This window comes from Sphingopyxis granuli NBRC 100800, from assembly GCF_001591045.1.
In the GTDB taxonomy this organism is placed as follows: domain Bacteria; phylum Pseudomonadota; class Alphaproteobacteria; order Sphingomonadales; family Sphingomonadaceae; genus Sphingopyxis; species Sphingopyxis granuli.
Map to the genome: position 1 here is coordinate 1 of NZ_BCUA01000101.1, position 12073 is coordinate 12073.

Genomic DNA, 12073 nt, shown 5'->3' on the forward strand with positions numbered 1-12073 from the left:
TTTCTTTCGGCGCCGGAAGAAGAAGGACGGTGCTTCGACAGGCTCAGCACGAACGGCAGAAAGGGTGATGCAGATTTTAGGCACGCTGCTCTAGGTTCGGCGTTAGCCGGACCTTAGTCGCAGCGGGGTGGGGCCTCGCAGCCTCGCGCAAGGTGGATAGCCCCCACCCCAACCTCACCCCTGAAGGGGAGGGCCGCAAGCATGGGAGGCGGCTCGCGGATGTACAAGGCCACATCGCGTAACATGCAGAAAAAGATCGGCGTTGACGTAGCCGGAAAGGCTGGAAAGTCGGGAGGCTTCGGTGCCCATAGAAAATTGAGGGCTCAAGCCCGGAAGCGGTGAGCACCGATTATCAAACGTGTCGTATCCGAAACACATATGCTGCCAGACCAGCTGCCCCATTGGCTATCATTGGAAATCAGGATCGCTGGCGTTCATCGCTGGCTAGACCGACACATACCGAAGAAGAGAAAGCACCGTCAACGCTTGCAAACCTAGCTTTTTTTGCCCCGATCCCCTATATCCCCCCCATGTACGATTATGTTTCCGTCACCGCCGCCGAGGCCGGCACCCCTGCTCCCGTGCGCGACGGGACGATCAAGCTGCACGACGAGGCGGGTTTTGCCGGCATGCGCCGGGCGGGACGGCTCGCGGCCGAGATTCTCGACGCGCTCGTTCCCTTCGTCCGGCCCGGCGTGACGACGGCGCAGATCGACGACCTCGTCCGCGAGATGACGCTGGCGGGCGGCGGCATTCCCGCGACGCTCGGCTATCGCGGCTACACGCACAGCTGCTGCACCAGCATCAACCATGTCGTCTGCCACGGCATTCCCGACGCCAGGCCGCTGCGCGAGGGCGACATCGTCAATGTCGACGTCACGCCGATGGTCGACGGCTGGCACGGCGACACGAGCCGCATGTATCTGGTCGGCGAGGTCGGCATCAAGGCGCGGCGGCTGGTCGACGTGACCTATGAATGCCTGATGCTGGGGATCGAGCAGGCGAAGCCGGGCAACAGAATCGGCGACATCGCGCACGCGATCCAACAGCATGCCGAACGCCACCGCTATTCGGTCGTGCGCGACTTCTGCGGCCACGGCGTCGGGCAGATGTTCCACGACGCGCCCGAGGTCGTCCACGCCGGCCGCCCCGGCACCGGTCCCGAACTGAAGCCCGGCATGTTCTTCACCATCGAGCCGATGATCAACACCGGCAAATATGCGGTGAAGATGCTGCCCGACGGCTGGACCGCGACGACCCGCGACCGCAGCCTGTCGGCGCAGTTCGAGCACAGCATCGGCATCACCGAAACTGGCTGCGAAATCTTCACCGCCAGCCCCAAGGGCCTGAACGCGCCGCCCTGGGCGTGAACACGCCGCCCTGCCGCGAACGCGTGGCGTCTAGAGCATCGAGCGTTAAATCTGACCCATCGTCCCGTTCGTGTCGAGCGCAGTCGAGACACCCATCAGCGTGGCGCAAGGCCGGTGAGTGTCTCGACTTCGCTCGACACGAACGAATAAGGGGCGTTGCAGATTCATGGCACGCCGCTCTAGGTAGAAGACCCTAAATCCCCCTTGCCAATCGGGCGCGCCCGGCGCAGAGTTGACGCAAACGTCAACCATGGACGTCGAGGGAGAGCGAATATGGCGAAACGGGTCTTCGTGACCGCGCTGCTGGGCGGCGCGGCGCTGGTGCTGGCGGGATGCAACGCATCGAAATCGGGCGGGACCGGATCGCTCGACGAGGCGGAGAAGGCCAGCGAGACCCTGCTGAAGACCGGCGGCAACGGCGACGACTGGGCCGGCATCGGCTACAGCTATGACGAGCAGCGCTTCAGCCCGCTCAAGGACATCGACGACCGGAATGTCGGGCAATTGGGCATCGCCTGGTTCGCCGACCTCGACGATGCGCGCGGGCAGGAAGCGACCCCGGTCGTCGTCGACGGGGTGATGTATGTCAGCCACGCCTGGTCGAAGGTCGACGCATGGGATGCCGCGACCGGCAAGAAGCTGTGGAGCTTCGATCCGAAGGTGCCCGGTGAGCGCGCGGTCAACGCCTGCTGCGACGTCGTCAACCGCGGCGTCGCGGTCTGGGGCGACAAGCTGTTCGTCGGCACGATCGACGGCCGGCTGATCGCGCTCGACCGCAAGACCGGGCAGGAACTGTGGTCGACGCAGACCTTCGACACCGCGAAGCCCTACACGATCACCGGCGCGCCGCGCGTGGTGAAGGACATGGTGCTGATCGGCAACGGCGGCGCTGAATTCGGGGTGCGCGGCTATGTCACCGCCTATGACGCCGACTCCGGCAAGGAACGCTGGCGCTTCTACACCGCGCCCAACCCCGAGAAAAGGAAGGACGGCGCGGCATCGGACGACATCTTCGCGTCGAAGGGCAACGCCACCTGGTCCGACAAGGGCGAGTGGAAGGTATCGGGCGGCGGCGGCACCGTGTGGGACGCGATCGTCTATGACAAGGATCTCGACCAGATCTATCTGGGCGTCGGCAACGGCAATCCATGGAACCACGGGCTGCGCTCGAACGGCGAGGGCGACAACTGGTTCCTCTCCTCGGTCGTCGCGCTCGACGCGGACACCGGCGCCTATAAATGGCATTATCAGGAAACCCCGGCCGAAAGCTGGGATTATACGGCGACGCAGCCGATCATCCTGGCCGAGCAGCCGGTGAACGGCACCCCGACCAGGGTGCTGTATCACGCGCCAAAGAACGGCTTTTTCTTCACCATCGACCGCGCGACGGGCAAGCTGATCGACGCAAAACCTTTCGTCGACGGGATCAACTGGGCGACCGGCTACGACCTCGCGACCGGGCGGCCGATCGAAAATCCCGATGCCCGCTTCTATCGGACTGGCAAGCCGTTCATCGCCATTCCGGGCGCACTCGGCGCGCACAACTGGCACCCGATGAGCTACAATCCCGCGACCGGCCTCGTCTATATCCCCGCGCAGCAGATTCCGCAGGGCTACCTCGAGGACATGGACGAACTCGACAAGCGTAAGGTGCTCGGCTTCAACGTCGGCACCTCGCTCCAGGCCGGGATGCTGCCCGACGACGCGGCGGCGTTCCGCGCCGCGGTCGCCGCGACCACCGGCCGCCTCGTCGCCTTCGATCCGCGCACGGGCAAGGTCGCCTGGGGGGTCGATTATCCCGCCGCATGGAACGGCGGGACGATGACGACGGCGGGCAACCTCGTCTTTCAGGGCACCAGCACCGGCCGCTTCCGTGCCTATGCCGCCGACAGCGGCAAGCAGCTTCTCGACCTCGACATGCAGTCGGGGATCGTCAGCGCGCCCTCGACCTTCCGCGTGAACGGCGTGCAATATGTCGCCTTCCAGACCAGCAAGGGCGGCGCCTTCCCGCTCGTCGCGGGGATCGCGGGCGGCGTGACGCGCAAGGTGCCCAACATCCCGCGCCTCGTCGTGCTCAAGATCGGCGGCACCGTCCAGCTTCCCGCGCCGCCCGCAACGACCGCGCTCGAATGGAACCCGCCCGCGCCGGTCGGCACGCCGCAGCAGGTTGCGGCAGGCAAGGCGCACTTCGGACGCTATTGTCAGGTGTGTCACGGCGACAGCGCGATCGGCAACGGCTTCACGCCCGACCTGCGCGTCTCGGGCACGCTCGCCAACGCCGACGCGTGGAAAAGCGTGATCCTCGACGGTGCGCTCAAGGATCGCGGCATGGTCAGCTTCGCGCGCGTGCTCACGCCCGCCGATGCCGAGGCGATCCGCGCCTATGTCATCGAACGGTCGAACTGGACCAAGGCGCATCTGCCCGAGGCGTCGGCGCCCATGGGACGGTAGGGCGCAGGCATCACCCCCTTTCCAAAACCGATGCTGGTTGCGGAGGGGGCGGGACAGGAAATTTTCACGCGAAGGCGCAAAGGCGCGAAGAGTGGTGGAAGCGCAATGACGCGGCCTCTTCGCACCTTTGCGTGAATCAAAATAGAACCGCCCCCACCGCCATGCCCATATATTAGGCAGCAGGATGGCGGCGCTGCCCGCGTCTTGGGCAACGCCGCGACCCCACGCCGAAATTCCCGTCGGAACCCCGCCATTCGCCAATTGGCACGGGTCTTGATTGGTGCAAGATGGCGGCACACCGCACCGACTCGACCGGGAGGACCGGACCAGGCATGCCTGATCCGGCCCGGACTGCGACCGGCGGTGGACAGCCCAAGGGGAATGGACAGCGTGAAGAAGATTGAAGCGATCATTAAACCGTTCAAGCTCGACGAGGTGAAGGAGGCGCTGCACGAAGTCGGCGTCAGCGGCATCACCGTCACCGAGGCGAAGGGCTTCGGGCGCCAGAAAGGCCATACCGAGCTTTATCGCGGCGCCGAATATGTCGTCGACTTCCTGCCCAAGGTGAAGCTGGAGGTGGTCGTCGAGGATGGGCTGGCCGAGCGCGTGGTCGAGGCGATCGCCGCCGCCGCGCAGACCGGCCGCATCGGCGACGGCAAGATCTTCGTCTCGACCATAGAGACCGCGCTGCGCATCCGCACCGGAGAGCGCAACGAGGACGCACTCTAGGACCGGAACCCCAGGGCCCGCCATCAGCCGTTCACCATCCCCCCGCATCGGGATCTATCGCAAGAAGGAAGTGCAAGACCATGGCCACCAAGCCGAAGGACATCATCGCGCGGATCGAGGAAAACGACATCGAGTGGGTCGACCTGCGCTTCACCGACCCCAAGGGCAAATGGCACCACCTGACCATGTGCGCCAGCGCGATCGACGAGGATGCGCTGGAGGATGGGCTGATGTTCGACGGCTCGTCGATCGCGGGGTGGAAGGCGATCAACGAAAGCGACATGATCCTGAAGCCCGACCTCGACGCCGTCTATGACGATCCCTTTTCGGCGACGCCGATGCTGATCATCGTCTGCGATATCGTCGAGCCCGCGACTGGCGAAGGCTATGCCCGCGATCCGCGCACGACCGCGAAACGCGCCGAGGCCTATGTCGGATCGACCGGCATCGGCGACACCGTCTATGTCGGGCCCGAGGCCGAATTCTTCATGTTCGACGACGTCCGCTTCGAAACCGGCTACAACAAGTCGGGCTTCGAGATCGACGACATCGAACTGCCGACCAATTCGGGCCGCAGCTACGAGGGCGGCAACCTAGCCCACCGGCCGCGCGCCAAGGGCGGCTATTTCCCCGTCGCCCCGGTCGACAGCGCGGTCGACATCCGCGGCGAGATGGTGTCGACAATGCTCGAACTCGGCCTGCCGTGCGACAAGCATCACCACGAGGTCGCGGCGGCGCAGCACGAACTGGGCCTGACCTTCGGCACGCTGACGCAGACCGCCGACCGCATGCAGATCTACAAATATGTCGTGCATCAGGTCGCGCATGCCTATGGCAAGACCGCGACCTTCATGCCCAAGCCGATCAAGGACGACAACGGCAGCGGCATGCACACGCATTTCTCGATCTGGGAAAAGGGCAAGCCGCTGTTCGCAGGCAACGGCTATGCCGGGCTGTCGGATATGTGCCTCTATTTCATCGGCGGCGTCATCAAGCATGCCAAGGCGCTGAACGCCTTCACCAATCCGACGACGAACAGCTACAAGCGGCTCGTCCCCGGTTTCGAGGCGCCGGTGCTGCTCGCCTATTCGTCGCGCAACCGGTCGGCCTCGTGCCGCATCCCCTATGGCGCGGGCGCCAAGGCGAAGCGCGTCGAGTTCCGCTTCCCCGACGCGATGGCGAACCCCTATCTCTGCTACGCAGCGCTGCTGATGGCGGGGCTCGACGGCATCCAGAACAAGATCCATCCCGGCGACGCGATGGACAAGAATCTCTATGACCTGCCGCCCGAGGAGCTGAAGGAAGTGCCGACCGTTTGCGCCTCGCTGCGCGAAGCGCTCGACAGCCTGGCCGCCGACCACGACTTCCTGCTGAAGGGCGACGTTTTCTCGAAGGACCAGATCGAGGCCTATATCGAACTCAAGTGGGACGAGGTCCACGCCGTCGAACAGACGCCGAGCCCGGTCGAGTTCGAGATGTACTACAGCGCCTGACCGGCCCGACCGGCAGGATGACAGGGGCGTCCGGCCGACAGTGGCCGGGCGCCTCGCGTCTTTCGGAAGAATGGGTCATCGCGCCGGCGCTTACCATTCGGCAAGATGGCGCTGCTATACCCCCCGACGGAATGTCCGAGGGGGGATATCGCAATGCTTCGCCGCCTGCTGCTGGTCGTCACGATGCTGCTGGTCTCCGGCTGCGGCAAGGTCGCCGAACTGACGAACCAGACCCGGACCGTCGCGGCACCGCGCGAAGAGGTGTTCGCGAAGATGTTCGGCGACGATGGCGCCTTCACCGGCCTGCCGCTCGTCACCAACGGCGGCTCGACCCGCCTTTACGAGCTGGTGATCGACAGGAGCGACCCGGCGTGGGCGCAGGTCGCGCCCAAGCTGCGCCCCGACGCCTATAAGGTGAAATTCGCCGTCGCGATGGAAATCCCGCGCGGGGCGCACATGATCTACAGCATCGACGACGGCGCGCTGTCGACCGGCCTCAAATTCACCTTCGACGAACTGGCGCCCGACCGCACCCGCGTCGCCTTTTCGATCGACGAACTGTCTGGTTCGGACAGCGAGGGCCTTCGGGTGAACGCGGCGAAGCTCCGTTCGATCGCGCGCGATGCACTGAAGAAGCTCGACGATTTCGACGAGGTGAAGGACGCCGCCTGATCGCGGCGCGCAAAATCCCAGCGGCGACTTGCCGCCCCAGCGCCGAGTCGGCACAAGGAGCGACCCCTCGCAAGGAGTCGCTCATGAAATCGCTGCCGTTCGTCGCCCTGCTCGCCCTCCAGTTCGCGCTCGTTCCGCCCGCGCAGGCGAAACTCAGCAAGGCCGAAAGCGCGATGGCGAAGACGGTCGCGGCCGAGCAGGACCGTTCGATCGCACTGCTCGAACGGCTGGTGAATCAGAATAGCGGCTCGCTCAACCTCGCGGGAGTCGAGAAGGTCGGCCAGATGATGCGCGCCGAACTCGAGCCGCTGGGGTTCGAGGTGACGTGGAAACCGACGCCCGAGACCGGGCGCGCGGGCCATCTGATCGCGGTGCACAAGGGTCGCCCCGACACCAGGCGCCTGTTGCTGATCGCGCATCTCGACACGGTGTTCGAATCCGATTCGCCGTTCCAGACCTTCACCCGCAAGGGCGACCGGGGCGAAGGCCCGGGCGCGGGCGACGACAAGGGCGGAATGGTCGTCATCCTCGCCGCGTTGCGCGCGATGAAGGCGGCGGGGACGCTGAAGGACGCCAATATCGAAATCCATATGACCGGCGACGAGGAGGATGCGGGCGATCCGATCGAAAAGGCGCGCGCCGACCTGATCGAAGCGGGCAAGCGCAGCGACGTCGCGCTCGACTTCGAAGGGCTGGTGCGCGACGGCGGCGCCGACATGGGGTCGATCGCGCGGCGCTCGTCGGAAAGCTGGACGGTCACGGCGACCGGCCGGACGGGGCACAGTTCGGGCATCTTCGGCGCCGGGGTCGGCGACGGCGCCATCTATGAACTGACGCGCATCATCCAGCGCTTTCGCACCGAACTGCCCGAACCCAACCTGACCTTCAACGTCGGGCTGATCGCCGGCGGCGAGACCGCGAGCCTCGACGCGGGCGGCATCCGCGGCGCCGCGACGGGCAAGACCAACATCATTCCGCCGATCGCGATCGCGCGCGGCGATCTGCGCACCCTGTCGATCGAGCAATCGCAGCGGGTGCGGGCGAAGATGGCACAGATCGTGGCGGACCACGCGCCGGAAACCGGCGCGACGCTGAGCTTCGATCCCGGCGGCTATCCGCCGATGGCGCCGACCGAGGGCAACAGGGCGCTGCTGGTGAAGCTCAACGGCGTCAACCGCGACCTCGGCCTGCCCGAGATGGCGGCGCTCGACCCGTTGAAGCGCGGCGCGGGCGACATCAGCTTCGTCGCCGCCGACGTCGACGGGCTCGCGGGCCTCGGCCCCTGGTCGACCGGCGATCACGCGCCGGGCGAGGCGGTCGATCTGCCCAGCATCGCGCGGCAGGCGACCCGCGCCGCCATCCTGATGTCGCGCCTCGCGGCCGAAAAGCGCTGACCCGCCAGCTTTCGCAGTTGGCCCAGCTTGATTCATGGTCCACAGTGATTAGGTAGCAATCCGATACGCAATTCCGCGCCGATGGGAGACAGACGATGAGCGATACCGAAACCCACCTGAAACAGCAGTACATCGGCGGCCAGTGGGTCGACAGCAAGGGCGGCAGGCTGCACGATGTCGTCAATCCCGCGACCGAGGAAGCCGCCTCGACCGTCGTGCTCGGCACCGCCGCCGACGTCGACGCCGCGGTCGCCGCGGCGCGCGAGGCCTTCAAGAGCTGGTCGCAGACGACGCGCGAGGAGCGGCTGGCGCTGATGGGCCGCATCGTCGAGGAATATAAGAAGCGCGGCCCCGACCTCGCCAGGTCGATGGCCGCCGAAATGGGCGCGCCGGTCAGCTTCGCGGGCACCGCGCAGGTCGGTGCCGGCATCGGCGGTTTCCTCGGCACGATCGAGGCGCTCAAGACTTTCGAGTTCAGCGAGCAGCATGGCGCGAACAAGGTCGTCTATGAGCCGATCGGCGTCGTCGGCATGATCACGCCGTGGAACTGGCCGCTCAACCAGATCGCGCTGAAAGTCGCGCCCGCGCTGGCCGCCGGCAACACGATGATCCTCAAGCCGTCGGAGGAATGCCCCGGCAACGCGGTGATCTTCGCCGAAATCCTCGACGCCGCGGGCGTGCCGCCGGGCGTGTTCAATCTGGTGCAGGGCGACGGCCCGACCGTCGGCAACGCGATCTCTTCACACCCCGGCATCGAGATGGTGAGCTTCACCGGATCGACCCGCGCCGGCATCCTCGTCGCCAAGGCGGCGGCCGACACGGTCAAGCGCGTCCACCAGGAACTGGGCGGCAAGTCGCCGAACCTCGTCCTGCCCGACGCCGACCTGGGCGCCGTGCTGCCGCCGACGGTGCAGGGCGTGCTCGTCAACACCGGGCAGAGCTGCATCGCGCCGACGCGCATCCTCGTCCACAAGGATCGCAAGGAGGAAGCGGTCGGCGTCATCAAGGCGATGTTCGACGGCACGCAGGTCGGCGATCCGGGCCAGGAGGGCGGCCATATCGGCCCCGTCGTCAACAAGGCGCAGTTCGACAAGATTCAGGGCCTGATCCAGTCGGCGATCGACGAAGGCGCGACGCTGGAGACCGGCGGCACCGGCCTGCCGAGCAACGTCAACCGCGGCTATTTCATCAAGCCGACGGTCTTCTCGGGCGTCACCCCCGACATGCGGATCGCGAAGGAGGAAGTGTTCGGCCCCGTCGCGACGATCATGGAATATTCGAACCTCGACGAAGCGGTCGAGATCGCCAACGACACCGAATACGGCCTGTCCGCCGTCGTGTCGGGCGACCCCGCCAAGGCCGCCGAAGTCGCGCCGAAGCTGCGCGCGGGCATGGTCGCGGTCAACAACTGGGGGCCCGCGCCGGGCGCCCCGTTCGGCGGCTACAAACAGTCGGGCAACGGCCGCGAAGGCGGGTTGTTCGGCCTCAAGGACTTCATGGAAATGAAGGCGATCAGCGGCATTCCGGCGTAAGTCTCCCCTCCCGCCTGCGGGAGGGGTTGGGGGTGGGCAGCGACGTCGCATTGGCCCACCCCGCTGCGACCAGGGCGCAAGCGCCCAGGTCTCGCTGCCCCTCCCGTAAACGGGAGGGGTTTTGCTTTGAACGAACTGCGATTAAGCGCTTTCCATGACCACACGCTCGCCGCTCGCCCCCGCCGCCTTCCCCGCCCTGCCCGACATCGCCGGGGTGACGCGCCGCGTCGCGCGGGCGCGTTACAAGGAATGGGACCGCTGCGACCTCACCTATGTCGAGCTGGCACCCGACACCGCGGTCGCGGGCGTGTTCACGCGCAATATCTGCTGTTCGTCGGAGGTCGAACTGGGCCGCGAGCAGGTGAAGCACGGCGCCGCGCGCGCGCTGATCGTCAACGCGGGCAACAGCAACGCCTTCACCGGCTATCGCGGGCGCGAGGCGGTCGAGCAGATCAGGACGCAGGTCGCGGAGCATCTCGGCTGCAAGGACGACGAGGTGTTCGTCAGCTCGACCGGCGTGATCGGCGTGCCGCTGCCCAAGGACAAGGCGCGTGCGGGCATTGCGGCGGCGCTGACCGCCGATCCCTGTTCGTGGGAAGCCGCTGCCGAAACGATCGGCACCACCGACACCTTCGCCAAGGGCGCCGCGGCGAGCGCCGTCGTCGGCGGCCGCACCGTCCACGTCGCGGGGATCGTCAAGGGATCGGGGATGATCGCCCCCGACATGGCGACGATGCTCGGTTACATCTTCACCGACGCCGCGGTCGCGCCGGCGCTGTTACAGGAAATGCTGAGCGAGGCGACGGGCGGGACGTTCAACTGCATCACCGTCGACAGCGACACCTCGACCAGCGACACGGTGCTGCTGTTCGCCACCGGGCAGGCGGGCAACACGCGCCTCGAATCATGGGACGACGCCGGCGCCGACGCGCTGCATGCCGCGATCCGGCAGGTGGCGCTCGACCTTGCGCAGCAGGTGGTGCGCGACGGCGAGGGCGCGTCGAAATTCATCGAGGTGCAGGTGACCGGCGCGACCGGCGACGAAAGCGCGAAGCGCGTCGCGCTATCGATCGCCAATTCGCCGCTGGTCAAGACCGCGGTCGCAGGCGAGGACGCCAATTGGGGCCGCGTCGTGATGGCGGTGGGCAAGGCCGGCGAACCCGCCGACCGCGATCGGCTGGCGATCCGCTTCGGCGACCATTGGGTCGCGAAGGACGGCCTGCCGGTCGAGGGCTATGACGAGGCGCCGGTCGCGGCACATCTGAAAGGGCAGGCCGTCCGCATCGGCGCCGACCTTGGCCTCGGCGAAGGCCGCGCGACCGTGTGGACGTGCGACCTGACCCACGGCTACATCAGCATCAACGCCGACTATCGAAGCTGATCAGGTTTGCAATAATCGGGATCATCGAAAATCCGTTCGCCCTGAGCTTGTCGAAGGGCCGTTCTTTCTTTCGGGCGTCGCTGAAGGAAGAACGGTGCTTCGACAAGCTCAGCACGAACGGAATTAGGGGAATGCGGAGTTACAGCGCCCCTTCGAGCCAACCCTTGAGCGCGCTCTTGGGCGCGGCGCCGACCTTGGTTTCGGCGATCGCGCCATTCTTGAACAGGATCATCGTCGGGATGCCGCGCACGCCATAGCGTGCGGGGGCGTCGGGATGGTCGTCGATGTTGAGCTTGGCGATCACCACCTTGCCCGCGAGTTCGTCCGAAATCTCTTCGAGCGCCGGGCCGATCATCTTGCACGGACCGCACCATTCGGCCCAGAAATCGACGAGGACGGGGGTGTCGCTGTCGAGGACATCGGCCTGAAAGCTTGCGTCGGTGATCGCCTTGGTACCCATGGGGAAACTCCTGAATATATGTTTGATGCCAAGCTAGGGCGCGCGCGCGTTCGGCTCAAGGGGTCAATCCGGCAAATTCGCCTTGGTTGCCGCCAAGCCCGGCTTGTGTGGCGCCAGCACCGCCGCGTCGAGCCCGATCAGCGTCGGCCCCGCGGTATAAAGCAGCGCCGCGTCCACCGTCCGCCCCGGGAAAATCACCCCCAGCGCTTCGCGATAGGCGGCCATCTGGCGCAGATAGGCGGGCGCGACGTCGGCCGCGCTTTCGGGCACCTGCCGCCCGGTCTTGTAGTCGATGACGAGGATGCGCGCGTCGGTGACGAGCAGCCGGTCGACGATCCCCGCCACCACCGTGCCGTCGACCACCGCCGACAGCGGCACCTCCGCGAGGCTGCCGGCGCCGAACAGCGCCGCGTACGCCGGATCGCCCAGCACCGCGAGCACCTCGTCCGCCATCGCCGCGCGATCGCGCTCGTCGAGCGCCGGCGCCTGCGCCGCGAGCCAGCGCAGCGCGGCGGCGCGGCGGCGATCGGACGCGACCGACGGCAGGCGCTCGAACAGCGCGTGGAGCAGCAGCCCGCGCTCGACCGCCGC

General features: G+C 66.5%; 10 protein-coding genes. 8 read left to right on the top strand and 2 right to left on the bottom strand.

Annotated elements, in window-relative coordinates; genetic code table 11:
- Window positions 1-530 precede the first annotated feature (530 nt).
- From map to argJ, 8 genes are all read left to right on the top strand, one after another.
- Entirely contained in the window at window positions 531-1370 is an 840-nt protein-coding gene (map, locus tag SGR02S_RS17040) for a type I methionyl aminopeptidase (protein WP_067112706.1), read from the top strand.
- Window positions 1371-1643: 273 nt separating this feature from the next.
- A complete protein-coding gene (locus SGR02S_RS17045) occupies window positions 1644-3821 on the top strand; it encodes a PQQ-dependent dehydrogenase, methanol/ethanol family (protein WP_067112710.1) in 2178 nt (725 codons plus the stop codon).
- A 390-nt stretch (window positions 3822-4211) separates the two neighbouring features.
- Window positions 4212-4550: a P-II family nitrogen regulator gene (locus SGR02S_RS17050; RefSeq protein WP_067112731.1), complete on the top strand. Its 339-nt coding sequence runs from the start codon at window positions 4212-4214 to the stop codon at window positions 4548-4550.
- 80 nt (window positions 4551-4630) lie between these two features.
- Complete coding sequence (gene glnA / locus SGR02S_RS17055; protein WP_067112713.1) at window positions 4631-6043, top strand: type I glutamate--ammonia ligase; 1413 nt, start codon at window positions 4631-4633, stop codon at window positions 6041-6043.
- A 153-nt stretch (window positions 6044-6196) separates the two neighbouring features.
- A complete protein-coding gene (locus tag SGR02S_RS17060; protein WP_067112717.1) occupies window positions 6197-6715 on the top strand; it encodes a hypothetical protein in 519 nt (172 codons plus the stop codon).
- Between the two features lie 83 nt (window positions 6716-6798).
- Window positions 6799-8109: a M20/M25/M40 family metallo-hydrolase gene (locus tag SGR02S_RS17065; protein WP_067112719.1), complete on the top strand. Its 1311-nt coding sequence runs from the start codon at window positions 6799-6801 to the stop codon at window positions 8107-8109.
- Window positions 8110-8204: 95 nt separating this feature from the next.
- Window positions 8205-9641: an aldehyde dehydrogenase family protein gene (locus SGR02S_RS17070; RefSeq protein WP_067112722.1), complete on the top strand. Its 1437-nt coding sequence runs from the start codon at window positions 8205-8207 to the stop codon at window positions 9639-9641.
- A gap of 154 nt (window positions 9642-9795) precedes the next feature.
- On the top strand, window positions 9796-11022 hold the full coding sequence (gene argJ, locus SGR02S_RS17075; RefSeq protein ID WP_067112725.1) for a bifunctional glutamate N-acetyltransferase/amino-acid acetyltransferase ArgJ: 1227 nt from the start codon (window positions 9796-9798) through the stop codon (window positions 11020-11022).
- Between the two features lie 139 nt (window positions 11023-11161).
- Here the strand turns inward: argJ and trxA are convergent, their stop codons facing one another.
- Together trxA and SGR02S_RS17085 are read right to left on the bottom strand one after the other, a co-directional pair.
- Window positions 11162-11482, bottom strand: a complete 321-nt coding sequence (trxA, locus tag SGR02S_RS17080; RefSeq protein ID WP_067112728.1) for a thioredoxin TrxA — start codon at window positions 11480-11482, stop codon at window positions 11162-11164.
- Between the two features lie 63 nt (window positions 11483-11545).
- Window positions 11546-12073: PD-(D/E)XK nuclease family protein (locus SGR02S_RS17085; protein ID WP_174521674.1), on the bottom strand; the 528-nt coding region annotated here is incomplete at its 5' end.